The following is a 26608-nucleotide window of genomic DNA, read 5'->3' as shown; positions in this document are numbered from 1 at the left end:
AAAAACGATCGTGACGGGATAGACCAGACGATTGGCACGAAAAAGGGGCCCTTGGGCCCCTCGACAGCTTTTCCTCGTCTGCGAGCGTGTCAGTTCATCACGGCCGATGTTGCTGCAGGTGTGGTCGGAGCCGCGCCCGGCAGTTCCGCCGTCGCATAGCTTGCCGTCAACACGCCGAAAGCGGCGATGGCGCCCAAAAGGGTGAGGATGGTTCGACGCATGAGACTCCGGCCCGTGACTTCCATGGTGCTCGCATCATTCATGAGATTTGTTTCTTCCACGTAAACTCTGCCACAATCATGTGGCGTGTGCCTTAATTGCCTAGTCAAAGGCTTAACGCGGCGATTGGTTGCGTCGAATCGACCAAAAAACTCCAGCCGCCCGGCCTATGCCATGCGGTCTCTGCTCGAGCGATATCATTTTGGCCACACAGGTGAATTTCGCGACCGTATGGAATCTGCATCACACTTTACGCATGGTCATATACTGCTTCGGTGTGAAGCCGTCCATCACGTCGCGAAACCGTGATCCTTCAGGCTCACGGCCATCGCGCCAACCGCCTTTCGCGGATCGGATAGTGAAAATCCCAGAGTGTTTTGCGCGGGCGTGGTTACCAGATTCTTGCGACGACCGAGTTCCGGGACGGCCGCCCGCGCCTCTGAGGCGAAGAGCGCGGCGAAGCGCACGACGAAATCCGGCAGCGTGCGGCGGGGGACTTTCCCGCGGCATTCGGGCACGGCGGCGGCGATTGCTTCGCCCATCTCCATCATCGTCAGGGACCCGGAGGACAGGATGAAGCGATGCCCCACCGCCTCAGGTGCGCCGAGCGCGGCGACATGGGCTTTCGCCACGTCCCGCACGTCGACGATCCCGAAGGCGACGTTGGGGACAGCCGGCAGCTTGCCCCGCATCATCATGGAAACGAGCCGCGCCGACGTGCCGATATCGTCGTCGAGAATCGGCCCAACCACGAAAGCCGGATTGATGGCGACCATGTCGAGCCCCGCAGCCCTCGCCGCATCCCAGGCGGCGCGCTCGGCCTCGGTCTTCGAGACGGCGTAATCGGAAATATTCTTCGCCTCGACATTCGACCAGTCGTTCTCGTCGAAGCTGGCGCCATGCGATTTGTCGTGACCGTAATAGATCGCGACGACGGAGGACGTCATCACGAAGCGCTCGGCGCCAGCCTTCACAGCCGCATCGAGGACCCGGAGCGTCCCGCCCTTTGCGATCGGCACAAGAGCCCATTTGTCCCTGGACTGGCGGGCGGGAAAGGGCGAGGCCGTGTGCATGACGAACCGGCAGCCGGACGCAGCCTCACGCCAACCCTCGTCCTTCAGGAGATCGAGTTCGGCGAGTTCAAGCCGGTCGACATCGGCTCCAGCCTCGGAGAGCGTGCCGCGGAGCTTCTCGCCCTTGGCCGCGGAGCGAACCGTTCCGCGCACCCGATAGCCGGCGTTGAGGAGATCAAGGGCAATGCGCTTGGCGATGAAGCCGGAAGCTCCGGTCAACAGCACTCGGTCTTCGCTCATTTAAATCTCCCATTTCAGTTCTGTGGGTCAGCCCGGCTCCGAGCGACCTGGCGGCACATGCGTGCATGCGCGCAATAAAAAAGGGAGCCGAAGCTCCCTTTTCAAATCCGATGCCGTGAAAGCCTCACGCGGCTTCTTCGGTCTCTTCCGCTTCGAGACGGGCCCGATCGGCAGCGCCGCGGGCATCCGGGTCACGATCGACGAATTCGATGACCGCGAGGGGCGCATTGTCGCCGCGGCGGAAGCCGGCCTTGAGAACGCGGCAATAGCCGCCATTGCGCTCGGCATAGCGCGAAGCGAGCGTGTCGAAGAGCTTGGCGACGGCCGCATCGTCCTGCAGGCGCGAAGCGGCCAGACGGCGGGCGTGCAGATCGCCGCGCTTGCCCAGCGTGATCAGCTTTTCGACGATCGGCCGAAGATCCTTGGCCTTGGGAAGCGTGGTGACGATCTGCTCATGTTCGATCAGCGAAGCCGCCATGTTGGCGAACATCGCCTTGCGGTGGCTGGCGGTGCGGTTGAGCTTCCGTCCGCGACTGGCGTGGCGCATGGGGTGTTCCTTTGTGAAGAAGCCGGCTTTTCGCCGGGAGTCGGTATCTTTGCGTCCCTGCCGGACCAGTCGACAGGTCGCCGTGCCTTTGAATGATTTTTTGGACGTTCGATCGAACGTCAGGACCCCGGCCGCCGAGAGGAGGCCGGGGCTGATCGCTTAGTACTGGTCTTCGTAGCGCTTGGCGAGATCGTCGATGTTCTCCGGCGGCCAGGAGGGCACTTCCATACCGAGATGGAGACCCATGGAGGCCAGAACTTCCTTGATCTCGTTCAAGGACTTGCGACCGAAGTTCGGAGTGCGCAGCATCTCCGCCTCGGTCTTCTGGATGAGATCGCCGATATAGACGATGTTGTCGTTCTTCAGGCAGTTCGCCGAGCGGACCGAAAGCTCCAGCTCGTCGACCTTCTTGAGAAGCGCCGGGTTGAAGGCGAGTTCGGCGATCTGCTCGTCCGCCTGGCCCGGAGCGCCGCCAGTGCGCTGGTCGCGCTGCGGCTCCTCGAAATTGACGAAGACCGAAAGCTGGTCCTGCAGGATGCGCGCCGCATAGGCGACCGCGTCCTCGCCGGAGATCGAGCCGTCGGTCTCGATCGTCATGGTCAGCTTGTCCTTGTTCAGGTCCTGACCCTCACGGGTGTTCTCAACCTTGTAGGACACCTTCTTCACCGGCGAGAACAGCGAGTCGACCGGGATCAGCCCGATCGGCGCGTCCTCGGCGCGGTTCTGATCGGCCGGGACGTAGCCCTTGCCGGTGTTGACCGTGAACTCCATGCGGATCTCCGCGCCCTCGTCGAGGGTGCAGATCTCGTGCTCGGGGTTCAGAACCTCGATGTCGCCGACGGTCTGAATGTCGCCGGCGCGCACGACGCCCGGGCCCTGCTTGCGCACGACCATGCGCTTCGGCCCCTCGCCCTGCATCGAGATGCAGATTTCCTTCACGTTGAGGACGATGTCGGTAACATCTTCCCGAACGCCCGGAATCGAGGAGAACTCGTGCAGAACGCCGTCGATCTGAACGGCGGTGACGGACGCGCCGCGCAGCGACGACAGGAGAACCCGGCGAAGCGCGTTGCCGAGCGTCAGGCCGAAACCGCGCTCGAGCGGCTCGGCGACGAGCGTCGCGCGGTGCCGGGCACCGTCGTTCTTGAAGACAATCTGGTTCGGCTTGGTCAGCTCTTGCCAGTTGCTGGAAATCATGGGTGGATGCCTCTCAGTTTCCTCGCCACCATCCAATCGTGGCGAAAGGTCTGATGCCGACCCGGCGGTGGGTAACACCCTGTGTGCCGGCCCGGAAACTCGGACGGCGGGGCGCATCGCACCCCGCCAGATGGCGGCCTGAAAACCAGCCCGTCAGAAAGCCGTTCGGCGCGCCTTGAAAGAGGCACACCGTCGGCATCAAATCAAACGCGGCGCTTCTTGCGCGGCCGCACGCCATTGTGCGGGATCGGCGTCACGTCACGAATGGAAGTGATGGTGAAGCCCGCCGACTGCAAGGCCCTGAGCGCCGACTCACGACCGGACCCAGGCCCGCACACCTCGACCTCGAGGGTGCGCATGCCGTGTTCCTGCGCCTTCTTGGCGGCGTCTTCGGCGGCGATCTGCGCGGCGAAAGGTGTCGACTTGCGCGAGCCCTTGAAACCCTGCGCGCCGGCCGAAGACCAGGCGATCGCATTGCCCTGCGCGTCGGTGATGGTGATCAGCGTGTTGTTGAACGTCGAGTTCACATGGGCGACGCCCGACGAAATGTTCTTACGCTCGCGACGGCGAACGCGCTGTGCTTCCTTGGCCATTCACTTGTTCCTGTTCGATCTCGACACCGCCGTAATTCCGGCGGCTCCACCCGCAAGGCGATCATGCCGCCCCGCATCTCTCGACACCTGACCGTACGCAAAAGACGCAAGACGCCCGCCGATTCGCATCGGCGAGCAGGTCAACGTGCAGGCGAACGAGCGTTCTTACTTCTTCTTGCCGGCAATCGCCTTCGCCGGACCCTTGCGGGTGCGGGCGTTGGTGTGCGTGCGCTGACCGCGCACCGGCAGCGAGCGGCGATGACGCAGGCCGCGATAGCAGCCGAGGTCCATCAGACGCTTGATGTTCATCGCGGTCTCGCGGCGCAGATCGCCCTCGACCTGATAGTCGCGGTCGATGATCTCGCGGATCTGCAGGACTTCGGCGTCCGACAGATCGTTGACCCGGCGCTCTTGCGAAAGATTCGCCTTCTGCATGATCTGGCTGGCGAAGGCCGGCCCGATGCCATGAATGTACTGGAGCGCGACGACGACGCGCTTGCCGGTGGGGATGTTGACGCCAGCGATACGTGCCACGTCGCTTCTCCTACAAATTCGGTATGGACCAGCGGCCCGATGATTCCTTGCGAGGCCTTACGGCCAAAAACGGCCGACCGGTCCTCGCCCATGGAAGCCCGTCAGCCGCAACAAATCGCGAATGGTGGTGCCTATAGGCAGATCGCTGCGGCAAGTCAACCGGAGCGAAACCTTGGCGACCATCGAACTGGTGCCCCCTGCCCCTTAACGCAGAAGACCCTTCACGACGGTGGAGGCCTTGCCGAAATCCATCTGGCCCTGATAGCGCTCCTTGAGCTTGTTCATGCACCGGCCGACGTCACGCAGGCTCTTCGATTCGGTGTCTTCCACCGCCTGCCGACAGGCGCGCTCGATTTCCCCGGTGTCCAGCTGGGCCGGGAGAAACTCGCGAATGACGGCAATTTCCTCACGCTCCTGCTCGGCAAGTTCCAGCCGCCCGTTCTCCTCATAGACCCGCGCCGATTCTTCCCGCTGCTTGATCATCTTGGAGAGGATCTGTCGCACGTCCTCCTCGCACACGGGATCGCGCCCGGCGGTGCGGTTCGAGATGTCCCGATCCTTGATCGCGGCGTTGATCAGCCTGAGAGTGCTGATCCGGCTCTTGTCCTGATTCTTGACTGCAGCGTTCAGAGCGTCGGAGAGATGCTCGCGCATGATGCCTGACTTCCGGTTTCGATCGGTGGCGCATCTGTCGGGACGCGCCTGATCTCGTAATGCATACTTGTTGAGAGCCGACGTAAAGCCAAATTGCGCTGCAGGCGGCTAAATATCATGCAAAACGGGGTGCGTTGTCGCCCGTTTGCATCGGCCTCCAGCGACATGCGCCGTGGAACAAGCTCTTGCTCGTCGGTATGCCGGGGATGTAGAGACACGCTTTGAAATCCGCAAGATGTCTTGCCTGCACCTGCCACGACGCTGATATGTGGTGGGATCACAACATCGCGCGCGGCAACACGACGCCGGACATATCCACAGCCGATCGACCAGCGAAAGGAGCCACCATGGCGGGCGAAGCCTGGAGTGAACGCAAGACGACGGCGGTCCTCGTTCTGGCCGACGGCACGGTGATCGAAGGCTTCGGCCTCGGCGCCGAGGGCGCGGTCGAGGGCGAGGTCTGCTTCAACACGGCCCTGACGGGATATCAGGAGATCCTGACCGATCCGTCCTATGCCAAGCAGATCGTCACCTTCACCTTTCCCCATATCGGCAATGTCGGCGCCAATGCCGACGACCACGAAGACCTGACGCCGGCCAATTCATGCGGCGCCGTCGGCGCGATCTTTCGGGCCGACGTCACGGCGCCTTCGAATTATCGCTCGGCCGGTCATCTCGACGAATGGCTGAAAGCGCGCGGCGTCATCGCGCTGTCGGGCATCGACACGCGCGCGCTCACCGCGCTCATCCGCGAGAAGGGCATGCCGAATGCGGTGATCGCCCATGATCCGAGCGGCCAGTTCGATCTCGACGCCCTGAAAGAGCGCGCCAAGGCCTGGCCGGGCCTCATCGGGCTCGATCTCGCCAAGGATGTCGCCGTTGGCCAGACGGCCGTCTGGAAGGAAACGCCCTGGCTCTGGGACAAGGGCTATGCCGATCTCGACAAGCCGCATTACAAGATCGTCGCCGTCGACTACGGCACCAAGCGCAACATCCTGCGCCTGATGGCCGGCCTCGGCGCCGAGGTGATCGTCATGCCGCCGACGGCGAGCGCCGAGGAGATCCTCGCCCATGAGCCGGACGGCGTGTTCCTGTCGAACGGCCCGGGCGATCCCGCGGCGACGGGGGAATATGCCGTGCCGATGATCCGCAAGCTGATCGAGAAGGGCGTGCCACTCTTCGGCATCTGCCTCGGTCATCAGATGCTCGCCCTGGCGCTGGGTGGCCAGACGGCGAAGATGCATCAGGGCCATCACGGCGCAAACCACCCCGTGAAGGACTTCACCACCGGCAAGGTCGAGATCGTGTCGATGAACCACGGCTTCGCGGTCGCCGCCGACAGCCTGCCCGAGGGTGTCGAGGAGACGCACCGCTCGCTGTTCGACGGGACGAATTGCGGTCTTCGGCTCTCGGACAAGCCGGTCTTTTCGGTCCAGCACCATCCGGAGGCCTCGCCGGGCCCGCAGGACTCGCACTATCTCTTCAAGCGGTTCTTCGATCTGATTGCGGAGACGAAGGGGAACAAGGCCGCTGCCTAAGGGCGGCCACCCACATGCCGAAACAAGCATCCTGAAAAACATGACGGCGCCGCCGAAGTTGCCCTTCGGCGGCGCCGTCATGTCTTCACAACGGTTCAGGCAAGCCTGAACATTTTCAGCCACTTCTTGATCGACGCCCGAATACCGCAACTGAACGTCGCGTGACGGTGCAGATCGTCGCGGTCTTTGTCACCGCCGTAAGAAGAGCGGCCGACCAGAATATCAGCCAACATGGCAGCACACCCTTTCCGCTACAGTTTCAACAAGAATTCATCTTAAGCGGCAAAACCTGCCCGGAGATGAATTCGCGATTGCTCTACGCGAACCAAGATGTGCACATTGTGCGCTTCGGTCAACAGAAAACATGCACGATGTGCGCACGTTTTCGTGCACTCAGTGCGCTTTTCCGTTTTGCCAGCTATCTTTCTGGCCGAAAAATACTCGTTTACCGGTGGAACGCGTAGGTGGCGCGCGCCTTGATTCGATTGGCGATTTGAAGCTTGAGTCCGTGTGACTTGCGCTTGCGCATGGGAAAAGATTGGATATGAGCGTTGCGACGACCCGTCGCTCGCACGCGCATTGCTCTTCTGACAGGCGAAGATCGCCATGATGACGCTGGAAGGCCGGTGAATAGATGGATCCGCAAACCTTCAAGGATTGGCGAAAAGGCCTGGGCCTCAAACAGAAAGAGGCCGCCGAGAAGCTCGGCTTGAAGAAACGCGTGATCCAATACTACGAAAAGGGCGCGCGCGACGGGAAGAAGGTCGAGATCCCGAAGAGCATCGAACTCGCCTGTCTCGCCCTGGCGCTGGGCTATGAAAGCTATGATGGTCGAGCGATCAACGGCGCCAGTACCAAGCATGATCAGGCGGCAGATGACGAGGAAGCGCCCGCCGAGAGTGTGATTCCGTTGCAAGCCGGCAGGGCAGGCGAAAACGCCGAGGGGTGATCCGCAGTCCTGCTCGCGACCCTGTGGACCCGTACGATCGAGATGGGGAGCCAAGACCTCTCGAAAGTGGCACTGACAGCAAGTTCATCGGAGGGTCCGCAAACCTTTTCCGCGCCCCCTTTCGCCGCGCCCTCGCCTTCCCTATAAGCCGGCCTCAGCCTCATGCATGTCCGCCGATCCGGCCGCCTTCCCGCGGCGCGGTTCGTCACGCTTGGAAACTGGAAAGAGCCGACAATGCCGAAACGCGCCGATCTCAAGTCGATCCTCATCATCGGTGCGGGGCCGATCATCATCGGCCAGGCCTGCGAGTTCGACTATTCCGGCACCCAGGCCTGCAAGGCTTTGAAGGCCGAAGGCTTCCGCATCATCCTGGTCAATTCCAACCCGGCGACGATCATGACCGATCCCGATCTCGCCGACGCCACCTATATCGAGCCGATCACCCCGGAGGTGGTCGCCAAGATCATCGCCAAGGAGCGGCCGGACGCGATTCTGCCGACCATGGGCGGACAGACTGCGCTGAACACGGCGCTGTCGCTGCGCCGCATGGGGGTTCTGGAGCGCTACGGCGTCGAGATGATCGGCGCCAATGCCGACGCGATCGACAAGGCCGAGGATCGCTCGCTCTTCCGCGAGGCAATGGCGAAGATCGGGCTGGAGACCCCGCGTTCGATGCTCGCCAATGCGAGCGAGGCGAAATCCGCAGACCGCGCGGCGCACGAGGAAAAGCGCGCCAGGATCTTCCGCGACATCACCGAGGAAGATGCGCGGGACGCGGCCCTTGCGGCGCTGGAGCACGAATGGATGCTCGGCGAGCCGGAGCGCAAGCAGCGCTATATGGGCCGGGCGCTGGCAGCGGCCGCCGAAGCGCTCGAATTCATCGGCCTGCCGGCGATCATCCGCCCCTCCTTCACCCTCGGCGGCACCGGCGGCGGCATCGCCTACAACCGTTCGGAATATTTCGAGATCGTCGAGGGCGGCCTCGACGCCTCGCCGACGACCGAGGTGCTGATCGAGGAGTCGGTCCTCGGCTGGAAGGAGTACGAGATGGAGGTCGTCCGCGACAAGGCGGACAACTGCATCATCGTCTGCTCGATCGAGAACGTCGATCCGATGGGCGTCCACACCGGCGATTCGATCACTGTCGCCCCGGCGCTGACGCTGACGGACAAGGAATACCAGCTGATGCGCAACGCCTCGATCGCGGTCTTGCGCGAGATCGGGGTCGAGACCGGCGGCTCGAACGTGCAGTTCGCGGTGAACCCGGACAATGGCCGGCTGGTGGTCATCGAGATGAATCCACGCGTGTCGCGCTCCTCGGCGCTGGCCTCGAAAGCGACGGGCTTTCCGATCGCCAAGGTCGCGGCGAAGCTTGCCGTCGGCTATACGCTGGACGAACTCGAAAACGACATCACCGGCGGCGCGACGCCGGCCTCCTTCGAGCCGTCGATCGACTATGTCGTCACCAAGATCCCGCGCTTTGCCTTCGAGAAATTCCCCGGCGCCGAGCCAATCCTGACGACGGCGATGAAGTCCGTCGGCGAGGTCATGGCGATCGGCCGCACCTTCGCGGAGTCGCTTCAGAAGGCCCTGCGCGGCCTGGAGACGGGTCTCACCGGTCTCGACGAGATCGAGATCCCCGGCCTCGGCCAGGACGACGACAAGAACGCCATCCGCGCCGCGATCGGCACGCCGACGCCGGACCGGCTGCGTATGGTCGCCCAGGCACTGCGTCTCGGCATGAGTGAGCAGGACGTCCATGCCGGCTGCAAGATCGATCCGTGGTTCCTCGCGCAGATCAAGGCGATCGTCGACACGGAGAAGCGCATCCAGACCCATGGATTGCCGCAGGACGCTGACAATCTGCGTCTCCTGAAATCCATGGGCTTTTCCGACGCGCGGCTCGCCGGCCTGTCCGGCAAGCGACCGAAGGAAGTGGCGGAGCTACGTAACCGGCTCGGCGTCAAGCCGGTGTTCAAGCGCATCGACACCTGTGCCGCCGAGTTCGCCTCCCCCACCCCTTACATGTACTCGACCTATGAGCGCCCCTTCGCCGGCGCCCTGCGCTCGGAAGCGGAGGTCTCCAGCGCCAAGAAAGTCGTCATCCTCGGCGGCGGGCCGAACCGGATCGGCCAGGGCATCGAGTTCGACTATTGCTGCTGCCATGCCGCCTTCGCGCTGAAGGATGCGGGCTTCGAGGCGATCATGGTCAACTGCAATCCGGAGACCGTGTCGACCGATTACGACACCTCCGACCGGCTCTATTTCGAGCCGCTGACGGCCGAGGACGTGATCGAGATCATGAAGGCCGAGCAGGAGAGCGGAGAACTCGTCGGCGTCATCGTTCAGTATGGCGGCCAGACGCCGCTGAAGCTCGCCGAGGCGCTGGAAAAGAACGGCATCCCGATCCTCGGAACGGCGCCGGACATGATCGACCTTGCCGAGGACCGCGACCGCTTCCAGCGACTTCTGACGAAGCTCGACCTCAAGCAGCCGAACAACGGCATCGCCTTCTCGGTGGAACAGGCGCGGCTCGTCGCCGGCGAGATCGGCTTTCCGCTGGTGGTGCGTCCGTCCTATGTCCTGGGCGGCCGGGCGATGCAGATCATCCACACCGAACAGGCACTGCAATCCTATCTTCTCGACACGGTTCCCGGCCTCGTGCCGGAGGACATCAAGCAGCGCTATCCGAACGACAAGACCGGGCAGATCAACACGCTGCTCGGCAAGAACCCCCTCCTCTTCGACAGCTATCTGACCGATGCGATCGAGGTCGACGTCGATTGCCTGTCCGACGGCAAGGAAAGCTTCGTTGCGGGCATCATGGAGCATATCGAGGAAGCCGGCATCCACTCCGGCGATTCGGCCTGCTCGCTGCCGGTCCATACGCTCTCCAAGGAGATGACGGACGAACTTGCCCGGCAGGCGGAGGCTCTGGCCCGCTCGCTCAATGTCGGCGGGTTGATGAACGTCCAGTTCGCGATCAAGGACGGCGAGATCTACGTGCTGGAGGTCAATCCGCGCGCTTCGCGCACCGTGCCCTTCGTCGCCAAGACCATCGGCCGCCCGATCGCCAAGGTCGCGGCGCGGATCATGGCGGGTGAAAAGCTGGAAGACGCGTTCAACGCCTATGGCGGCAAGCCCGACACCCATAACGTCAAGCATATCGCGGTGAAGGAAGCGGTGTTTCCCTTCGCCCGCTTCCCGGGCGTCGACACGCTGCTTGGACCGGAGATGCGCTCGACCGGCGAGGTCATGGGTCTCGACACCGACTATACGGTCGCCTTCGCCAAGGCGCAGCTCGGCGCCGGCGTCGACCTGCCCCGGGAAGGTACGGTGTTCGTGTCGGTCAAGGATTCCGACAAGGAGCGCATGCTGGCTCCGGCGCGTCGCCTGTCCGAACTTGGCTTCGGCATCATGGCCACCGGCGGCACCCAGCGCTTCCTCGCCGAAAACGGCATCCCCGCCACCAAGATCAACAAGGTGCTGGAAGGCCGGCCGCATATCGAGGACGCCATCCGCAACCGCCAGGTCCAGCTCGTGCTGAACACGACGGAAGGTGCGAAGGCGCTGTCGGATTCGCGCTCGCTGCGCCGCGCCGCGCTGATCCACAAGGTGCCGTATTACACCACGCTCGCCGGCATGGTGGCGGCAGCCGACGCGATTGCCGCCCTCAAGACAGGCAATCTTGAAGTTCGACCGCTGCAGTCGTATTTTAACGCGGCCTGATTTGAAAAAGTGCCTGACGGACGGGCACGTCGGGTGATTTCTTCAAGTCCGCAAGTCGTGCTGGCTCGGAGCGGCGCCACCGCTCGGGGCCGGTTTTTGTTTATCGTTCGGCGGCTCTGACGGTCGCTGTCGCACAGAAGTTTTGACTCTCGCCATTGGCGAGGTCTGGAAAGGTGGAGGCCATGGAAAAGGTCCCGATGACGAGTCGCGGTTTCGAGGCGCTGCGCGAGGAATTGCGCCGCCGGCAGCAGGAAGAGCGCCCCCGGATCATCCAGGCGATCTCCGAGGCGCGCGCTCACGGTGACCTGTCCGAAAACGCCGAGTACCACGCCGCCAAGGAGGCCCAGAGCCTCAATGAGGGTCGCATCTCGGAACTCGAGGACCTGACGGCCCGCGCCGAGGTGATCGACGTGGCGAAGATGTCCGGCGACAAGGTCAAGTTCGGGGCGACGGTCAAGCTCGTCGACGAGGACACCGAGGAGGAACGCCGCTTCCAGATCGTCGGCGACCAGGAAGCCGACGTGAAGGAGGGCAAGATCTCGATCTCCTCCCCAATCGCCCGCGCCCTGATCGGAAAGACCGAAGGCGACACGGTCGAGGTCTCCGCGCCCGGCGGCGCCCGCTCCTATGAGATTCTCGAGGTTCTCTGGCAGTAGGGGCGGAATGCGCATGGCTCTGGCCGGGACCATGCTAGAGACCTGGCCAGGCCGATACGAAATCCGAGAAATTGCTCGTTCTTGGGCACCAAGGCGCCGGACCATCCCGCGACGATCGATGGCCGTTGATAGGGACACCGCTTGACCGATCCTCGGCAAATCCAGGTCGTCGCGCCGAACTTCAAGCGGCGTCTGTCCGGCGTCACTTCGACCATCGTGCAGCTTGTGCCGCTTCAGGCCCGGCACATTCCGATCGCGACGCTGGGGCCGGGACTGCCGGAGAGCCTGCCGCACCTGCGGTTGCGCGACCTTCCCCGGCTCTGGAAAGCCCCCGAGGGCCGTCCCTTCCGCATCTGGCACGCCCGCCGCAATGTCGAAATGCTGGCAGGCGTGATCATGCGGGAGGTGCTGCGCATGCCGCTTCGCCTCGTCTTCACGTCCGCCTCCCAGCGCAAGCATACACGCTGGACCCGCTTCCTGATCTCGCGAATGGACGCCGTCATCGCCACGAGCCGGCGCACGGCGAGATATCTCCGGGTGCCCAATCGCGTCGTCATGCACGGGATCGATCTGGAGCGGTTTCACCTGCCGGCGGACAAGGCCGAAGCGAAGCGGTCGCTCGGCCTCGACCCTGCCATGCGCACGATCGGCTGTTTCGGCCGCATCCGTCGACAGAAGGGGACGGATCTCTTCGTCGAGGCGATGATCGCCCTCCTCCCCGACCGCCCGGGCTGGAATGCCGTGATCGCCGGCAGAACCACGGCCGAACACCGGGAATTCCTGGTCGAACTCGAAGAACGGGTCGACCGCGCCGGTCTCTCCGAGCGCATCCTCTTCGTCGGCGAGCACGCTCCGATTGCGCCCTGGTATCGGGCGCTCGACCTGTTCATCGCGCCCCAGCGCTGGGAGGGCTTCGGCCTGACGCCGCTGGAAGCGATGGCGAGCGGCGTGCCGGTGGTCGCCGCCGATGTCGGCGCCTTTTCCGAACTGATTCGCGATGGCGAGACGGGGCGCGTGGTCGCGGACGGCGAAGCCTCCGCACTTGCAGCCGCCGCGTCCCCGTATCTCGACGATCCCGACCTGCTTCGGCAGAGCGGCGAAAGGGCGCTTGCCCATGTCCGGGAGCATTTCGCCCTCGAACGCGAGGCTGCGGCCCTGATCGCCGTCTATGAGGATGTCTGGGCCGGCCGGCCCGTGGCCTGAGCACGCTTCTGCGGATCTTCCCGGAACGAACTGCTCCGTCCAAACGCCCCGAGGTCAACCCGGGGTCTTCGAAACTCGACCAGGCCAAGGCCGCGAAGAATCTGGAAGCGCAACAGGTCGAGTTGCGTCGCCAACCGGCGCACCAGGAAACCCATGTTCTTGCGCGTCCAGGGCAATTTCTTTCGCGGGACATGGATTTGCGTCATCGTCGCGATGCCGGGTTCGACGCCGCATCCCGCGAGGATATGCGCCTGCATGGCCAGCGCCGGCTCGGCCTGCGCGACCGACAGCCGGCCGCTGCGATAAAGAAAGGCGTCGGCCGGTGCGGCTGCCGTCTCGGCTGCGGCAAGGAGCTTCCGAGCACCACCCGGAGAAAGATAATAGGCTGCGGCGCCGGCCTTGTCCCGGGCGATCGGCGTCACTTCGACCCCGCGATGCTGGTAGCCGCCCCGGCGCCGAAAGAATTTCCGGCGATCGAAATTCTCCAGATTGACGAGATCGAAACCCGTTGGCGCTTCGGCCAGGAAATCCGTGATTGCCGAGGAGAGCACCACGTCGTCTTCGAGGATGACGAGACCCGCCCGCGAGCGTGCCGCGCGCGCCCAAAGCGCCTTGTGCGAAAGGAACACAGCGAGTTCGACCCGCGTCAGAGGACGTTCCCACTGCCGCGACAAGAGTTCGAACGTCGAGTCGTCGACGTCTTCGGACCGCAGGGCCGCAAAGCGTTCGACCGCGAGCCCAAGCCTCTCGGCCTGCCCTTCGACGAAACGGCGGCGCTCCACGGCACGATCAAGATTGATGAACACGCAGGGGACCCGGCCACCGCCTTTGCTCGCTGCGCCCCTACCCTCGTCCAAGGCTCAGTCCACCCAGACCGAGGGGAAGAGCAGGATCAGCACGGTGACCAGTTCCAGCCGGCCGAGCAGCATCGCGCCGGACAGGAGCCAGAGCGCGGAATCCGGCAGGGTCGCGAAATTGCCCGCCGGGCCGATCACCTGACCGAAGCCGGGGCCGACATTGGCAAGCGCCGTCAGGGTTCCTGAAAACGCCGTGATCAGGTCGAGTCCGAAGATCGTCAGGAACACGGTCCCCATCAGCAGGCTGCCGAAAAAGAGAAAGAAGAAGATCGTCACCGTCTGGATGGTCTGGGCGCTGATTTCGTCATTGCCGTATTTCAGGCGGACGATCGCATGCGGCCGGATCAGGCGCCGGAAGCTCGCGCGCACGACCAGGAAGAGGATCACGAGGCGGTTGGCCTTGATGCCGCCTGCCGTCGAACCGGCGCAGCCGCCGAGGAAGGACGCCAGGAAGAAGATGCCGATCGCGGCGTTCGACCACAGCGTATAGTCCTCCGACGCATAGCCCGTCGTCGTAATGATCGAGACGAGATTGAAGGTCGAGGAGATCAGCGCCTCACCGAAGGGGGTATCGTTGATGATGCGTCGGGTCACGGCGATCGAAAAGCTCAAGACCAGACAGATCACCAGGAACACGATGATCTGCGGATCACGCCAGAGCTGGAAGCGCCGGGGAAGGAAGGCGCGAACATAGACGACGAAGGGCAAGGCGGCGAGGATCATGAACACCGTCGCCGCGAGCAGGATGCGGTTGTCGTCGAAATAGCCCATGGACGCGTCATGGGTGGAATAGCCGGCGGTCGAAAGCGTCGTCATCGCATGGTTCATCGCATCGAAGAAGGACATGCCCAGCGAGGTGTAGACGATGAAGCAGAGTAGCGTCAGCGTGACATAGGCGGCGATCAGGCCACCGGTGAGCTGGTTCACCCGCGGCAGCACCTTGTCCGACTTGTCGGAGCTTTCCATGTGGAACAGCGCCAGGCCGCCCGCGCTGAGCGAGGGCAGGATCAGGAGCACCATGCCGATGATACCGATGCCGCCGAGCCACTGCAGCAGCGAACGCCACATCAGAATGCCTCGGGGCAGCGCGTCGAGACCGGAGATAACCGTCGATCCGGTGGTCGTCAGCCCGGACATCGATTCGAAGAAGGCGCCGGCGTAGGTGACGTTCACGGACGAGAAATAGAGCGGCAGCGAGCCGATCACCGTCGCGACGATCCACACCGTCGTCACCAGGAGGAATCCAAGCTTCTGGGTAAATACCGGGCGCTCTCCGCGGGTGGCGACCGCAACCAGGGCTGCGACCATCCCGACGAGGAAACTCGAGCCGACGAAGATCCGCCAATCCTCGTTCTGGTCGGCGATATCGACGACGGCCGGTATCAGCATGGCGAACGCCAGGGCCAGCCCGAAGATCGACGTGACGTGGGCGATCGTCCTGAAAATGGCCGGCTCCGTTCCGATTCCGCGGGCTTGCCAGTGGTGCCACGCAATCTCGGCTTCTAGCCCGTTGCACGGGCAACAGCAATTCGTCCAAGCCGTCCGCCGGTCCACGGCGATTGCTTCCTTGCGCGATGTTGCAGCCCGGCACCCCCTCGTCTATTGAACGGGGCCGCTCCTGTCGCCATCTGCCATACGCCAATCGCGCGAGGCCGCCATGTCCGAACGTCACGTGAATATTCTGATCCTCGGCTCCGGCCCTGCCGGCTATACCGCTGCAATCTATGCCGCGCGCGCCATGATGAAGCCGCTGATCGTGGCCGGCCTGCAGGAAGGCGGCCAGCTGACCATCACCACCGATGTCGAGAACTATCCCGGCTATGCTGAGCCCGTTCAGGGGCCGTGGATGATGGAGCAGATGAAGGCCCAGGCCCTCAATGTCGGCGCGGAGATCGCAAACGACATCATCGTCGAGGCCGACCTGGGCCAGCGACCCTTCCGCCTGACCGGCGACTCAGGGACCGTCTATACCTGCGACGCGCTGGTCATCGCGACGGGCGCGCAGGCAAAATGGCTCGGACTGCCGAGCGAGGACAAGTTCCAGGGCTTCGGCGTCTCGGCCTGTGCCACCTGCGACGGCTTCTTCTACCGCGGCAAGGACGTGGTGGTGGTGGGCGGCGGCAACACTGCCGTCGAGGAAGCGCTCTATCTCTCGCATATCGCCAAATCCGTGACGCTGGTTCATCGGCGCGACGAATTGCGGGCCGAACGGATCCTGCAGGAGCGGCTGTTTGCCGCGGGGAATGTCGAATTTCTCTGGGACACGGCGGTCGAGGAGATCGTCGGGATCGAGAAGCCGCTGAAATCGGTCAATGGCATCCGCCTGAAGAACACCAAGACCGGAGAGATCACCGAAAAACCCGTCGATGGCGTCTTCGTCGCGATCGGTCACGCGCCGGCGGTGGAGCTCTTCGTCGGCCAGCTGAAGCAGAAGCCTTCCGGCTATCTCTGGATCGAGCCGGGCACGACACGCACCTCCGTGGACGGCGTGTTTGCGGCCGGCGACGTGGCGGATGACGTCTATCGCCAGGCGGTGACCGCTGCAGGAATGGGCTGCATGGCCGCGCTCGAAGCCGAGAAATGGCTGGCGGCCGAGGCCTTGTCCGAGACGCGCGAAGCTGCGGAATAATCCGTCCTACAGCGCGGTACTGGAACCGCGCCTCCTCGTTGGAAGGACCATAGGAAATGGCCCTTGACTGGGACAAGCTACGGATTTTTCACGCGGCGGCCGAAGCCGGGTCGTTCACCCATGCCGCCGACGCCTTGAATCTCAGCCAGTCGGCGATCAGCCGGCAGGTCGCGGCGCTCGAGAACGAGATCGGCGTCCCCCTCTTTCACCGGCACGCCCGCGGCCTCGTTCTCTCGGAACAGGGCGAGCTGTTGTTCCAGACGGCGAACGACGTTCTCAAACGTCTCGAAACGGTGCGCATGCAGCTCACCGAGACGAAGGAGAAGCCGACCGGCAAATTGCGCGTGACGACGACGGTGGGCCTCGGCTCCGGCTGGCTGACGGAGCGTGCGCGCGAGTTCCTGGAACTCTATCCCGACCTCGAACTGCAGCTGATGTTCGACAATGAGGAGATCGACCTCACCATGCGCAAGGCGGACGCCGCGATCCGTCTGCGCCAGCCGCAGCAGCCGGACCTGATCCAGCGCCGGCTGTTCACGGTGCATCTCCATGTCTACGCCTCGCCAACCTATCTTGCTCGCTTCGGCACGCCGGAGACGGTCGAGGACCTCGACCATCACCGCATCATCACCTTCGGCGAGCCGGCGCCGAACTATCTGCGCAATCTGAACACGCTGGAGACCGTCGGCCTGCCGGAGGGCAAATCCCGCAGCCCGATCCTCCAGATCAACAATCTGATGGCAATCCGCTCGGCCATCGAGAGCGGCATCGGGCTGGCCCTTCTGCCCGACTACATGGTCGACAAGCGGGCCAAGCTCGTTCAGGTGCTGCCTGAGATGGAGCTGCCCACCTTCGACACCTATCTGTGCTACACCGAACAGATGCGCAGCGCCGCCAAGCTCAAGGTCTTCCGCGACTTCCTCATTTCCAAGGCACGCACCTGGGCCTACTAAGCCGAAAGGTTCGGCCGGTGCGCCTCGTTCGGCGCCCCTGGGGAACGTCTTCCCTCGGCCCATCATTGACCATTTCCTTGAGCCAACCAGAAAAGCGGACGGGAATGGAAGCCAAGCCGAATCAGATCGTCGCCATCGGCGACGTCCATGGCGAAAGCGGGTTGCTGCAACGCTTTCTCGACGGTCTCGACCGTCTCACCGCAAGCCAGGACGAAAAGCCGGCGATCTTCCTTCTGGGTGATCTCGTCGATCGCGGCGACGACAGTTGCGGTGCGATGGAGATCGCGGCATCCATCCTCGCAGAGCGGCCCGGATCGAAACTCCTCCTCGGCAATCACGACGAATGGTTCCTGGCGTTTCTGGACGACGAGATGAGCCTGGAGGAAACCTTCAACTGGCTCGATCAGGGTGGCGCCGAGACCCTCGTCTCCTATGGGCACTCACTGGGCGACGATCTTGATGACATCCGCCAATCGATCCGGCGGCAATGGCCCCACCATCTTCGCATGCTGAAGGAGGCGTCCGCCATCGAACTTCATGGCAACTATGCCTTCGTCCATGCCGGCGTCGATCCCGCCCGGCCTCTTACCGACCAGCGGCCGCATGATTGCGTCTGGATCCGCGGGCCCTTCATGAACCATGTCGGGCACCTCAGCCACGTGGTCCTCCACGGTCATACGCCGCAGAAAGGCGGTCTGCCCGCGGTGACGGAAAACCGCATTTCACTCGATACCGGCGCAGTCTTCACGGGGTGTCTGAGCGCGGCCTGGATCGACCGCGCGAAGGGAACGATCCGCTATCTCCAAGTCAGCCACGATCAGGCTATCCACATGGTGAAACCGGTGCGCGTGGATCGAGGCCTGGGAACTGTCGCGGAAGGCTCGGACGGCTGAGTCTCTTGCGAAAACCCGCGGATCCGCCGGGGCCCTTTGACTGTCCAAAAGATACAAATCCGGAAGAGCCCTTGCCCTTCCGGATTTCTCTTCCCGATAGATAAGGCGGCAGAACTGCCTACCGCCTCTCGCGACCGTCACATGCCGCCGGTCTTGTCCTTCAGCGAAGCGAGGCCTGCATCGTAGATTCCGCCGATGACGTCCGTCGCTTCCGCGTCGCTGGCGCCTTCGGCGTCGAAGGTGCCGCTCCAGCCGATCGTCGACCCGTCTCCCGAAGCCGAGACACTGATCGTCGATTCATAGTTCGCCACCGGCAAGGGACCTTCGAGGATCCTGTAGGTGTAGGCCATGGCGTCGTCGTCGCGTGAAACGAGTTCCTCGACGAGTTCGGCTCCGTCCGGCAGCGTGAGCGTGCGTACGCTGGCGCCGTCCCTCTCCTCCAGTTCGCACTCCTGCACGGCCGGGTGCCACTCCTTGATCCCGCAGAAATCACCAATCGTGGACCACACATCGGCGGGTGCGGCGGACGTCTCGACGCTCTTGGAGACATCAATGGCAAAGGCCGGCGAGGCAACGAGTGCCGCCGCGACGGCGATCCCGGCGCTCATGCAAAATCGTTTCATGGATTTCCCTCCCTTGGCAGCCGACCCCATGATCGGCATTCGTTCTTTTGACGTGCCCGGCGGAGGAAGCTAGCGAATTTTGCCGGTCCCGCAATCCACGAGCAGAGAAAACCTTCCGCAACGGTCTTTTCCGCCATTTCGGGAAGCGCCATGGCTCGAACGGCTCAAACAACTTTCGAAATGCGGATTCTTCGAAGCTGCTATAGCTCGGGACAAAAAAATGGCGGCCTGAGGCCGCCTGAAGTTTGGCTGGAGTATCAGGTCATGGAAAACCCGATATGCCCACAACGCTGCGACTGAAACATGGTTGCAGTTGGGCGACAGTCTTTTTTTCCTGCGCTGCCGACCCAGTTTTCCACCCACAAGCCGGGCTTTCCCGGGTCTGCCGGCGGAAGCGATGCAAGGCCGGTGGAAGCAGGCAAAACGCCGCAACTAATGCGCCGAGCAGGCGTTATTGCAACAACGTTATCAGTGCTGGAGATGACGGCTCTTCCCCCTCCGGCAGCGGCAAATGCGAAAGGCAGGAGTTCACGCATGTTTCGCGACAAACCGACGACCTATGACCGCATCTCGGACGCGCTCGGCGCGCTGAACGAGCGGATCGGCGATCTGGAGCACCAGATCGTCGAGCGGTTTGACCCCACACCGTCGCGAACCGAACGCGCGCGGCGGGCGCTGGGCCGTTATATCCCGGGGGTCGCCCCCGAAGAGACCGGACTGTCGCGCTATCTGCCTGATTTCTCGCACTACTGGCCAAGTTCAGCCTCGCGGGAGGCCCGCCATCAACTGCGAGCCCTGCAGCATTCGGCCGGCGAGTTGTCGGATGAGGCCCATGGTTACGCGGACCGCGCCCGCCACCGTGTTTCCGCCTTTGCAGCGCCGGCGCTGGCCTCCTTGCGGGGGCGCCGCGTATCCCGAAGCCGCGGCCTGCGCGACAATCCGGAACTGACGGCCCTGCTGGTCGCCGGCGGAGCGATCGCCGCTCTGGGGACCGCCTATTACGTCACGAAGAAGGTGCAGGAGAGCACGGAGGAGCCGGACTACGAGACCGTCCGGCATGACGGCTCGGTGGAGATCCGCGACTACGAGGCGATGATCGTCGCCGAGACCGTCAAGAGCGGCTACCACGAAAAGGCGCGGCGCGTCGGTTTCCAGACCCTCGCAGACTACATCTTCGCCAAGAGCCGCTCGGGCAAGAAGATCAAGATGACGACGCCCGTCCTCCAGCAACTGGCGGAAGGCGACGGCCGGACCAAGGGATGGGCCGTGCGATTCGTGATGCCGAAGAAGTTCACGCTCGCCAGCCTGCCCGAGCCCGGCAGCAGCGAGGTAAAGCTGAAGGAAGTGCCGGCCCGTCGCGTTGCGGCGATCCGCTTCTCCGGCAACTTCAATGCGACGCTCGCCAGCAAGCACCTCATGACGCTGTACAACTATCTGGCGGACAACAATCTGAAGCAGAAGGGCGATCCGGAATATGCCTTCTACAATCCGCCCTGGACCCCGGGCATGATGAAGCGCAACGAGATCCTGATCGAGATCGAACGGTAAGGGGCGCAAAGCCTTCACCACACAGACCGAAACGGAAAACCGGCGAGCGCCAGCCCGCCGGTTTTTTCATGTGTAACTGCCCTGCCGGCAGATCAGGCGGTCTGCGGCCGATAGGGCATGAAGTGCTGCATGATAACCCGGTAGGGAATCAGCGCCACGGCGGCGATCGTCAGCTTCACCAGAAGGTCGCCCATGGCCCAGGAGACCCAGCGCGGCGCTTCCCACGCGAATAGACCGAAGAACTTGGCGCCTTCGAGAGCGAAAGCATCGTTCGCGCCCAAGAAGACGAAGAACGGCGCGAAGGCGACCGTAAAGAAGATGGCGGTGTCCAATACGGAGCCGCAGATCGAGGACGCCGCCGGCGCGCGCCACCAGCTTCCCTGCCGCAGACGGTTGAATACTGCGATGTCGAGGAGCTGCGCGGCCAGGAATGCCGAGCCCGAACCGATCGCGATGCGGAAGAGCCGATCGGCGGTCGTGGAATACTCCAGAAGGCCGAGATCGAAGAGAACCGGCGGCACGACCATCGAGCAGACGATGGCGGTGGCAAAACCCGCATAGACCACCCGCCGCGCAATCGCCGGCCCGAAGCGGCGATTGGTGAGATCGGTGACCAGAAAGGCGAAAGGATAGGTGAAGGCGCCCCAGGTCAGGATATCGGCCAGTTGCAGCCCGCCGATCTCGGCGAAAACCGGAAACTGGACGGCGATATTCGAAGCGAGCACAATGAGCGCCATCGCCGCGACGGGGAGCATATAAGTCTTGAACGAAGACATTTTTTTATCCTGGGTGATGGAACCAGTGGTGGCAGGTTATTCGGAGTCGCCGCGGGCGTAGAGTTCCGCGACCAGAGCCTCTCGTTCCGGGGTATCCGGGCCTTCGAGGATTTCTTCTTCTTCAGGCGACACGTCGGCGAGCACAAAGCCTCTTTCGCTCATGCATTCGCCCGTCATGCGATACTTGGCGATGACCTCGGACGCGCCCTTCATCATGCCCGTTCCGACACCCGTAGCAATATTGCCTGGCGCGCCGGCGTAGACGGGGTTGCTATATCGCTCCTCGGCCACGTCGCGACACTGCGCGTATTGAGCATCCGCTTCCGCTGCGGACGTGCCAGGTCGAAGGAACTCTCTCGGACCAGCGCAGCCGGTAACCGAAATACAAACGATCCCGATCACCACGCATCGCAATCGGGAGGTTTTCAACGAGTTCATGGTCTCGGCTGACGCGAGCCTGAGAAAACGCGACATTCCATGCCCCCAAGACATGCGAGTGAAGGATGGAAATCGCGGCAGTTCAGGCCGCGGTCGTCTCGGCCTCGGCGAGCTTCTTGGCGACCTGGCGCTTCAGAAGCCGAGCGCGCTGCGACAATTCGGTCTCGCGGGCTCTCATCAGGAACGCGTCGAGCCCGCCGCGATGCTCCACCGAACGCAGGGCGTGGGCGGAGACCCGCAGCCGGAAGCGCTGACCGAGCGCGTCGGAGATCAGCGTGACGTTGCACAGATTCGGCAGAAAACGCCGGCGCGTCTTGTTGTTGGCGTGGGACACGTTGTTCCCGGTCTGGACGGCCTTGCCGGTCAGTTCGCAAGCGCGTGACATCGGTTCACCTTTCGAAAATGCGTCAAACCCTCGGGCCCGCGCCGCCGAAGCAACGACGCGATCATCGCGACAGGGCATGATCGGAAATCGCGTGCTCTATATGCGCGATCGGCCCAAGCGTCAAGGCGAAGCGTCGTGCCGAAATCATCGGTTCACGCGAGCGTCAGTGGATGCCCGCATTGCAACGCACCGATCACTGTTATTTTCCAATACGCGTGCGTCCGCAATGCTATAGGACGCGCGAGAGTGGACAAATCCAGCCAGCAGGATTTTGAGACATGATGCGGTTGAAGAAGATCGCGCTCGTTTCGGCGTCTGTCGCCGCCGTTTTGCTCACCAGCCTGTCCGGCGCCCTCGCCGAGCGCAGAACCGTGACGACAGAATACGGGATGGCGCTCCTGGGGCTGATCGTCGGAAAGGCCACATTCGACACGGTGATCGACGATTCGCAGTTCAGCGTGAACGGCAAGCTCTCCTCGGCGGGTCTGGGCAGCCTGGTCTCCGACACAAGGGGCACCAGCCGGGTTTCCGGACAGGTGACGCGGAACGGCTTCACCGCCGATCGCTACGGTCTCGACTACACCTCCGACGGAAAGCGCTGGGCCAGCGACGTGAGGTTCCGGCGCGGCCGTGTCGCCTCCTCCGATGTCAGTCCGAAGCGCACGAACCGCGACAAGCCGAGCTATGTGCCGGTTCAAAAGTCGCAACTGGCGTCCGTTGTCGATCCGCTGAGCGGCCTGATGATCCGCACCCGGGATGCCGGTAGCGTCTGCCGCCGGACCCTGCCGGTCTATGACGGCTGGTCGCGGCTCGATCTCCTGCTGGCGCCGGCTGGCTCGCGTGAGATTTCGCTTCGAGGCTTCGAAGGCACGGCGGTGAACTGCAATGTCCGGATACGCCCCGTCAGCGGCTACGACAAGAAGTCGAAAGGGCTGAAGTTCCTGCAGAATCAGACGATCTCGCTCTGGTTCGCGCCCATCGCCCAGCCGGACGTCTTCGTGCCGGTCTATGCGCAGATCCCGACCACGATCGGCCCGCTGATTCTCAAGGCAACCTCTGTTTCGGCGGAGTAGTCGGGCGGAGGCGGGCATTACCGGCACCCGAGGGACGTCGCCGGCGCCCGAGCAACGTGTGAACCGAACGTCACCGGAGTTTCGCAAGCTCGCCTGCAAGGCCAGGCGGATAGAGCGGAAGCCCGGCCGGGCAGGCAAAGGGATCGACCCAGCGGGCCCGCAAGGGTGGGCCATCTTCCTCGCTGAAGTCGATCTCCTCGCGTTCGTAGAGGGTGGGATCGTCGATCCGCGTGTCGGCCGCGAAAACCATTTCATGGCCCACATGGCCTTCATGCCGGAAGATGTTCTCGAACATCATCCATGGACCGGCGATATGGATGGCGCAGCCGAGTTCTTCCCGGAATTCGCGGATGAGGGCTTCCTCCCGCCGCTCGCCGAACTCCACGCCGCCTCCGAGTGGCCGAAAGCCTTTCAGTTCCCCGGAATCGGCCAGGACCTCGGCGGCGAGAAGGTGACCGCCTCGCCAGACAAGACCGATGACCAGAACCCGGATTCGCTGTGGCGGCCGCCAGATGGTCATCGCCCTCTCCCTGATCTCTTTCGGCTCGACCCTCCGCCTGTGGTGCGCAAGGCCGTATCGCGAGCCGACCCAAGCATAGGGCCGAGAGGTCGGACATCTCGCATCACACATCGTCCCGCTGCTCCACGACGGAGGATGAAGGGGAAGATCGCGTTCCCCTAATATGCGAACGCGAAAACCCCCGGTCGGGGCGAGCCGGGGGTTTTCGTCCTCTGCCGCTGGAGGAAGCGGTCAGCGGCAGATGGTCTTGTAGCCGACGATGATGCGGTGGCCGTGGCGGCGGCTGTAGCGCTTGATCGGGCTTTCGAAGCATTCGGCATCGTCGTGGCGGTCGATGTGGTGGCCGCCGCGGGGATAGCCGTGGCCGCGGGGGCGTTCGGTCTTGACCCCGGCAATGGCGCCGACGAGGCCGATCACGGCACCGATGACAGCGCGGTCGCGATCCCGGTCGCGGGCAGACGCGGTGGTGGTGGAGACGGAGACCGCCGAGGTGGCGAGGATGGCGGCGGCGACGGTGGAGAGGATGGTCTTCTTGAACATGGGGTGCTTCCTTCTGATCGGTTGAGTTGCTGCGGGGGTCAGTCTCTTTCTGCTTTCTGGCGGCTCGTTCCGTCCGCCGATGAGAAGACCCTACCGATCCGCTCCGCCGATCGCTGTGACGCCCGTCACAAAGCGAACAGGCGTCATTGCCCCCCGCAGACTTTCCCGACTTCCGGCTCTGGAAGCGGGAATGCCGAATTGATAAGCTTGCCTAATCATCCACTGGAGGGAGTTCAGGATCATGCATATCAGCCTGAGACATCGCCTGGCCGGAGGCGTCATAGCCGCGATAGCCTGTCTCGCGTCGGCGCCCGCGATGGCCCAGTCGAGCGACGAGACAGGACTCTGGTCGGTCTATAACGAGGCGCTGACGGGCGCGAAATATGTCGATCTGACCCATACGATCACGCCGGACATCCCTGTCTGGGCGGGCTTCGCCTCTCCCCGTTTCGCGCCCGCCAAGGCCGGGAAGGACCTCGAAGGCTACGCCGCCAAGGGCGACACGTTCGAGTTCGACAAGCACGGCTTCGGTGCCACCGACTATCATCTGCCGACGGACCAACTCGGCACGCAGCTCGATCCGCCGGCCCATTGGGCGCCCGAATACCCGGCCATCGACGAACTGCCGGCGACCTACGCGGTGCGGCCACTGGTGGTGATCTCCATCGTCGACCAGGTGGAGGAAAATCCGAACTATGCGCTCCAGGTCTCCGATATCGAGGCCTGGGAGAACGAGAACGGCCGGATCCCCGAGGGGTCCGTCGTCTTCGTTCGCTCCGACTGGTCGAAACGCTGGCCCGATCCCGAACTCGCGAGCCTGAAGGAGTTTCCGCAGGTCGGTCTCGACGCGCTCAAGTTCCTGCATGAAGAGCGGAACATCCTCTTCCACGGCCATGAGCCGCTGGACACGGATTCCACCCCAACGCTCGAAGGCGAATACTGGCTGATGCACAATGGCTACGCCCAGGCCGAAGGCGTCGCCAATCTCGACAAGGTGCCGGCGACGGGCTGCCTCGTGTCGATCGGCTACCCGAAATTCGGCGGCGGTCTCGGCGGCTATGCCCGCTACGTCGGCATCTGCCCGCCGGACTGGCAGTACGGCGTCACCATCGGCCCCGACGACGCGCCGCTGCCGAAATCCGACAAGCCCCTGCATTTCGACGAAGCGGCCGGAATGCGGGTGCGATAGCACCTTCGCCACGAGGACAGGCGGCCGGCTGTCCTGCTTCGCTCAGGCAAGCCGGCCGCTTTTCCGATTGACCCCTCTCCCCCGCGGCGATACCGCCCAAGGCCGAACGCAACGAGGGGCAGGATCGTGGGCACGCTCTCCGGGTTTTCTGCGGTCCTGATGTGGGCGCTGCTGGCGCTTCTGACGGCCTGGAGCGGCGACGTCCCGCCGTTCCAGCTCGCGGCCATGAGCTTTGCCATCGCAAGCGTCATCGGCCTGGTCATGCTGAAGGTCCGCGGCGTCGGCTTCAGCGTCCTGCGGCAGCCGCTTCCGGTCTGGCTCCTCGGCATAGTCGGGCTCTTTGGCTACCACGCGCTCTATTTCGCCGCCTTGCGCAATGCGCCTGCCGCCGAGGCAAGCCTGATCGCCTATCTCTGGCCGCTGCTGATCGTCCTCGGCTCGGCCCTGCTGCCGGGCGAGAGGCTGCGCTGGTTCCATGTGCTGGGCGCGCTGCTCGGCCTTACGGGTGCTGCGCTCATCGTCACCGATGGCGGCTCCTTCTCGCTCGATCCACGTTTTGCGCTCGGATACGCTCTCGCCGGGCTCTGCGCACTGACCTGGTCGAGCTATTCACTGCTCTCGCGCCGCTTCGGCAAGGTGCCGACCGACGTCGTCACCGGCTTCTGCCTGGCGACGGCCTGTCTGGCGCTTCTGGCCCATCTCGCCTTCGAGACGACCATCTGGCCGCAGGGCGCTGGCGAATGGCTGGCCGTGTTCCTGCTCGGCCTCCTGCCGGTGGGCGGCGCCTTCTATGTCTGGGACCATGGGGTCAAGCATGGAGACATTCAGGTGATCGGCGCGGCGAGCTATGCGGCACCACTCCTCTCGACCCTGATCCTGATCGCGGTGGGCGAAACGTCCATGCGCTTCGAAATTGCGGGGGCGGCCATCCTGATCACCATCGGCGCCTGTCTGGCCGCGCTGCCGCTGTTTAGCCGGCTATCGCGGCGCGCCGCCTGAGTCTTAAGAAACAGAAAACGCCCGCCACTTAGGCGGGCGCGCGAAGCGTCATG

At 63.6% G+C, this 26608-nt stretch carries 28 protein-coding genes; 12 read left to right on the top strand and 16 right to left on the bottom strand.

From position 1 onward, the window contains the following. Positions 1-89: 89 nt before the first annotated feature. The 7 genes from MF134_RS06605 to MF134_RS06575 all read right to left on the bottom strand — a co-directional run bounded on the left by MF134_RS06605 (position 90) and on the right by MF134_RS06575 (position 5057). A complete protein-coding gene (locus tag MF134_RS06605) occupies positions 90-263 on the bottom strand; it encodes a hypothetical protein (protein WP_255338635.1) in 174 nt (57 codons plus the stop codon). A gap of 246 nt (positions 264-509) precedes the next feature. Next, positions 510-1532, bottom strand: a complete 1023-nt coding sequence (locus tag MF134_RS06600; RefSeq protein WP_255338634.1) for an NAD-dependent epimerase/dehydratase family protein — start codon at positions 1530-1532, stop codon at positions 510-512. 124 nt (positions 1533-1656) lie between these two features. Next, positions 1657-2079, bottom strand: coding sequence for a 50S ribosomal protein L17 (gene rplQ, locus MF134_RS06595; protein ID WP_255338633.1), 423 nt, complete (start codon positions 2077-2079; stop codon positions 1657-1659). Between the two features lie 159 nt (positions 2080-2238). Then, complete coding sequence (locus MF134_RS06590; protein WP_255338632.1) at positions 2239-3276, bottom strand: DNA-directed RNA polymerase subunit alpha; 1038 nt, start codon at positions 3274-3276, stop codon at positions 2239-2241. Positions 3277-3479: 203 nt separating this feature from the next. Further along, positions 3480-3869, bottom strand: a complete 390-nt coding sequence (gene rpsK, locus MF134_RS06585) for a 30S ribosomal protein S11 (protein WP_255338631.1) — start codon at positions 3867-3869, stop codon at positions 3480-3482. A 165-nt stretch (positions 3870-4034) separates the two neighbouring features. Continuing rightward, positions 4035-4403 (bottom strand): 30S ribosomal protein S13, encoded by a 369-nt coding sequence (gene rpsM, locus MF134_RS06580; protein ID WP_255338630.1) that lies wholly within the window; start codon positions 4401-4403, stop codon positions 4035-4037. A 204-nt stretch (positions 4404-4607) separates the two neighbouring features. Continuing rightward, complete coding sequence (locus MF134_RS06575) at positions 4608-5057, bottom strand: GatB/YqeY domain-containing protein (protein WP_255338629.1); 450 nt, start codon at positions 5055-5057, stop codon at positions 4608-4610. Positions 5058-5404: 347 nt separating this feature from the next. Between MF134_RS06575 and carA the strand changes: the two genes are divergently transcribed. After that, positions 5405-6595 carry a glutamine-hydrolyzing carbamoyl-phosphate synthase small subunit gene (gene carA, locus MF134_RS06570; RefSeq protein ID WP_255338628.1) on the top strand — a complete coding sequence of 397 codons (1191 nt, stop codon included), beginning with the start codon at positions 5405-5407 and terminating at the stop codon, positions 6593-6595. A gap of 95 nt (positions 6596-6690) precedes the next feature. On the opposite strand, the gene MF134_RS06565 is transcribed toward carA, so the two are convergent. After that, complete coding sequence (locus tag MF134_RS06565; RefSeq protein ID WP_255338627.1) at positions 6691-6828, bottom strand: hypothetical protein; 138 nt, start codon at positions 6826-6828, stop codon at positions 6691-6693. A 401-nt stretch (positions 6829-7229) separates the two neighbouring features. Here MF134_RS06565 and MF134_RS06560 point away from each other — a divergent pair, with 401 nt between their 5' ends. The 4 genes from MF134_RS06560 (at position 7230) to MF134_RS06545 (ending at position 13132) form a co-directional block, all read left to right on the top strand. Then, positions 7230-7544 (top strand): helix-turn-helix domain-containing protein, encoded by a 315-nt coding sequence (locus MF134_RS06560; protein ID WP_255338626.1) that lies wholly within the window; start codon positions 7230-7232, stop codon positions 7542-7544. 234 nt (positions 7545-7778) lie between these two features. Beyond that, positions 7779-11273 carry a carbamoyl-phosphate synthase large subunit gene (gene carB / locus MF134_RS06555; RefSeq protein ID WP_255338625.1) on the top strand — a complete coding sequence of 1165 codons (3495 nt, stop codon included), beginning with the start codon at positions 7779-7781 and terminating at the stop codon, positions 11271-11273. 182 nt (positions 11274-11455) lie between these two features. Beyond that, the gene (gene greA, locus MF134_RS06550) at positions 11456-11929 is read left to right on the top strand and encodes a transcription elongation factor GreA (protein WP_255338624.1); all 474 of its coding nucleotides are present in this window, start codon (positions 11456-11458) and stop codon (positions 11927-11929) included. Positions 11930-12070: 141 nt separating this feature from the next. Next, positions 12071-13132, top strand: a complete 1062-nt coding sequence (locus MF134_RS06545) for a glycosyltransferase family 4 protein (protein WP_255338623.1) — start codon at positions 12071-12073, stop codon at positions 13130-13132. On the opposite strand, the gene MF134_RS06540 is transcribed toward MF134_RS06545, so the two are convergent. Both MF134_RS06540 and MF134_RS06535 read right to left on the bottom strand, forming a co-directional pair. Next, positions 13096-13938 (bottom strand): glycosyltransferase family 25 protein, encoded by an 843-nt coding sequence (locus MF134_RS06540; RefSeq protein WP_255338622.1) that lies wholly within the window; start codon positions 13936-13938, stop codon positions 13096-13098. The two genes, MF134_RS06545 and MF134_RS06540, sit on opposite strands and share 37 nt — an antisense overlap. Before the next feature lie 54 nt (positions 13939-13992). Next, positions 13993-15390 (bottom strand): TrkH family potassium uptake protein, encoded by a 1398-nt coding sequence (locus tag MF134_RS06535; RefSeq protein WP_255338973.1) that lies wholly within the window; start codon positions 15388-15390, stop codon positions 13993-13995. Positions 15391-15646: 256 nt separating this feature from the next. On the opposite strand from MF134_RS06535, the gene trxB reads away from it, so the two are divergent. The 3 genes from trxB (at position 15647) to MF134_RS06520 (ending at position 18464) form a co-directional block, all read left to right on the top strand. Beyond that, positions 15647-16618 (top strand): thioredoxin-disulfide reductase, encoded by a 972-nt coding sequence (gene trxB / locus MF134_RS06530; protein ID WP_255338621.1) that lies wholly within the window; start codon positions 15647-15649, stop codon positions 16616-16618. Between the two features lie 56 nt (positions 16619-16674). Then, a complete protein-coding gene (locus tag MF134_RS06525) occupies positions 16675-17571 on the top strand; it encodes a LysR family transcriptional regulator (RefSeq protein WP_255338620.1) in 897 nt (298 codons plus the stop codon). Between the two features lie 104 nt (positions 17572-17675). Then, on the top strand, positions 17676-18464 hold the full coding sequence (locus MF134_RS06520; RefSeq protein WP_255338619.1) for a metallophosphoesterase: 789 nt from the start codon (positions 17676-17678) through the stop codon (positions 18462-18464). Positions 18465-18601: 137 nt separating this feature from the next. On the opposite strand, the gene MF134_RS06515 is transcribed toward MF134_RS06520, so the two are convergent. Next, positions 18602-19087: an SRPBCC family protein gene (locus tag MF134_RS06515; RefSeq protein WP_255338618.1), complete on the bottom strand. Its 486-nt coding sequence runs from the start codon at positions 19085-19087 to the stop codon at positions 18602-18604. Positions 19088-19621: 534 nt separating this feature from the next. On the opposite strand from MF134_RS06515, the gene MF134_RS06510 reads away from it, so the two are divergent. After that, positions 19622-20635, top strand: coding sequence for an SOUL family heme-binding protein (locus MF134_RS06510; RefSeq protein WP_255338617.1), 1014 nt, complete (start codon positions 19622-19624; stop codon positions 20633-20635). A 92-nt stretch (positions 20636-20727) separates the two neighbouring features. Here MF134_RS06510 and MF134_RS06505 read toward each other — a convergent pair whose 3' ends face one another. From MF134_RS06505 to rpmB, 3 genes are read right to left on the bottom strand one after another with little or no spacing between them, the layout of a single operon-like run. Further along, positions 20728-21411, bottom strand: coding sequence for a queuosine precursor transporter (locus tag MF134_RS06505; protein WP_255338616.1), 684 nt, complete (start codon positions 21409-21411; stop codon positions 20728-20730). Between the two features lie 36 nt (positions 21412-21447). Then, positions 21448-21885 (bottom strand): hypothetical protein, encoded by a 438-nt coding sequence (locus MF134_RS06500; RefSeq protein ID WP_255338615.1) that lies wholly within the window; start codon positions 21883-21885, stop codon positions 21448-21450. Positions 21886-21931: 46 nt separating this feature from the next. Beyond that, positions 21932-22234: a 50S ribosomal protein L28 gene (gene rpmB / locus MF134_RS06495; RefSeq protein WP_255338614.1), complete on the bottom strand. Its 303-nt coding sequence runs from the start codon at positions 22232-22234 to the stop codon at positions 21932-21934. A 278-nt stretch (positions 22235-22512) separates the two neighbouring features. On the opposite strand from rpmB, the gene MF134_RS06490 reads away from it, so the two are divergent. After that, positions 22513-23307 carry a DUF3108 domain-containing protein gene (locus tag MF134_RS06490; protein WP_255338613.1) on the top strand — a complete coding sequence of 265 codons (795 nt, stop codon included), beginning with the start codon at positions 22513-22515 and terminating at the stop codon, positions 23305-23307. 70 nt (positions 23308-23377) lie between these two features. On the opposite strand, the gene MF134_RS06485 is transcribed toward MF134_RS06490, so the two are convergent. Together MF134_RS06485 and MF134_RS06480 are read right to left on the bottom strand one after the other, a co-directional pair. Beyond that, positions 23378-23827 carry an NUDIX hydrolase gene (locus MF134_RS06485; RefSeq protein ID WP_255338612.1) on the bottom strand — a complete coding sequence of 150 codons (450 nt, stop codon included), beginning with the start codon at positions 23825-23827 and terminating at the stop codon, positions 23378-23380. A gap of 231 nt (positions 23828-24058) precedes the next feature. Beyond that, positions 24059-24367, bottom strand: a complete 309-nt coding sequence (locus MF134_RS06480) for a hypothetical protein (protein ID WP_255338611.1) — start codon at positions 24365-24367, stop codon at positions 24059-24061. A gap of 316 nt (positions 24368-24683) precedes the next feature. Between MF134_RS06480 and MF134_RS06475 the strand changes: the two genes are divergently transcribed. Together MF134_RS06475 and yddG are read left to right on the top strand one after the other, a co-directional pair. Further along, positions 24684-25556, top strand: coding sequence for a cyclase family protein (locus MF134_RS06475; protein ID WP_255338610.1), 873 nt, complete (start codon positions 24684-24686; stop codon positions 25554-25556). A 126-nt stretch (positions 25557-25682) separates the two neighbouring features. Continuing rightward, positions 25683-26555, top strand: a complete 873-nt coding sequence (gene yddG, locus MF134_RS06470; RefSeq protein WP_255338609.1) for an aromatic amino acid exporter YddG — start codon at positions 25683-25685, stop codon at positions 26553-26555. Positions 26556-26608 lie beyond the last annotated feature (53 nt).

The organism is Jiella marina, assembly GCF_024359545.1.
In the GTDB taxonomy this organism is placed as follows: domain Bacteria; phylum Pseudomonadota; class Alphaproteobacteria; order Rhizobiales; family Rhizobiaceae; genus Jiella.
The sequence above is the reverse complement of the archived record's forward strand: the minus strand, read 5'-3'. Positions and strand labels throughout refer to the sequence as shown.

Bases quoted from the DNA above. Each gene is read 5' to 3' on its own strand.
- MF134_RS06605 (WP_255338635.1), bottom strand. From the start codon at position 263: ATGAATGATGCGAGCACCATGGAAGTCACGGGCCGGAGTCTCATGCGT.
- MF134_RS06600 (WP_255338634.1), bottom strand. From the start codon at position 1,532: ATGAGCGAAGACCGAGTGCTGTTGACCGGAGCTTCCGGCTTCATCGCC.
- rplQ (WP_255338633.1), bottom strand. From the start codon at position 2,079: ATGCGCCACGCCAGTCGCGGACGGAAGCTCAACCGCACCGCCAGCCAC.
- MF134_RS06590 (WP_255338632.1), bottom strand. From the start codon at position 3,276: ATGATTTCCAGCAACTGGCAAGAGCTGACCAAGCCGAACCAGATTGTC.
- rpsK (WP_255338631.1), bottom strand. From the start codon at position 3,869: ATGGCCAAGGAAGCACAGCGCGTTCGCCGTCGCGAGCGTAAGAACATT.
- MF134_RS06575 (WP_255338629.1), bottom strand. From the start codon at position 5,057: ATGCGCGAGCATCTCTCCGACGCTCTGAACGCTGCAGTCAAGAATCAG.
- carA (WP_255338628.1), top strand. From the start codon at position 5,405: ATGGCGGGCGAAGCCTGGAGTGAACGCAAGACGACGGCGGTCCTCGTT.
- MF134_RS06565 (WP_255338627.1), bottom strand. From the start codon at position 6,828: ATGTTGGCTGATATTCTGGTCGGCCGCTCTTCTTACGGCGGTGACAAA.
- MF134_RS06560 (WP_255338626.1), top strand. From the start codon at position 7,230: ATGGATCCGCAAACCTTCAAGGATTGGCGAAAAGGCCTGGGCCTCAAA.
- carB (WP_255338625.1), top strand. From the start codon at position 7,779: ATGCCGAAACGCGCCGATCTCAAGTCGATCCTCATCATCGGTGCGGGG.
- greA (WP_255338624.1), top strand. From the start codon at position 11,456: ATGGAAAAGGTCCCGATGACGAGTCGCGGTTTCGAGGCGCTGCGCGAG.
- trxB (WP_255338621.1), top strand. From the start codon at position 15,647: ATGTCCGAACGTCACGTGAATATTCTGATCCTCGGCTCCGGCCCTGCC.
- MF134_RS06525 (WP_255338620.1), top strand. From the start codon at position 16,675: ATGGCCCTTGACTGGGACAAGCTACGGATTTTTCACGCGGCGGCCGAA.
- MF134_RS06520 (WP_255338619.1), top strand. From the start codon at position 17,676: ATGGAAGCCAAGCCGAATCAGATCGTCGCCATCGGCGACGTCCATGGC.
- MF134_RS06515 (WP_255338618.1), bottom strand. From the start codon at position 19,087: ATGAAACGATTTTGCATGAGCGCCGGGATCGCCGTCGCGGCGGCACTC.
- MF134_RS06510 (WP_255338617.1), top strand. From the start codon at position 19,622: ATGTTTCGCGACAAACCGACGACCTATGACCGCATCTCGGACGCGCTC.
- MF134_RS06505 (WP_255338616.1), bottom strand. From the start codon at position 21,411: ATGTCTTCGTTCAAGACTTATATGCTCCCCGTCGCGGCGATGGCGCTC.
- MF134_RS06500 (WP_255338615.1), bottom strand. From the start codon at position 21,885: ATGTCGCGTTTTCTCAGGCTCGCGTCAGCCGAGACCATGAACTCGTTG.
- rpmB (WP_255338614.1), bottom strand. From the start codon at position 22,234: ATGTCACGCGCTTGCGAACTGACCGGCAAGGCCGTCCAGACCGGGAAC.
- MF134_RS06490 (WP_255338613.1), top strand. From the start codon at position 22,513: ATGATGCGGTTGAAGAAGATCGCGCTCGTTTCGGCGTCTGTCGCCGCC.
- MF134_RS06485 (WP_255338612.1), bottom strand. From the start codon at position 23,827: ATGACCATCTGGCGGCCGCCACAGCGAATCCGGGTTCTGGTCATCGGT.
- MF134_RS06480 (WP_255338611.1), bottom strand. From the start codon at position 24,367: ATGTTCAAGAAGACCATCCTCTCCACCGTCGCCGCCGCCATCCTCGCC.
- MF134_RS06475 (WP_255338610.1), top strand. From the start codon at position 24,684: ATGGCCCAGTCGAGCGACGAGACAGGACTCTGGTCGGTCTATAACGAG.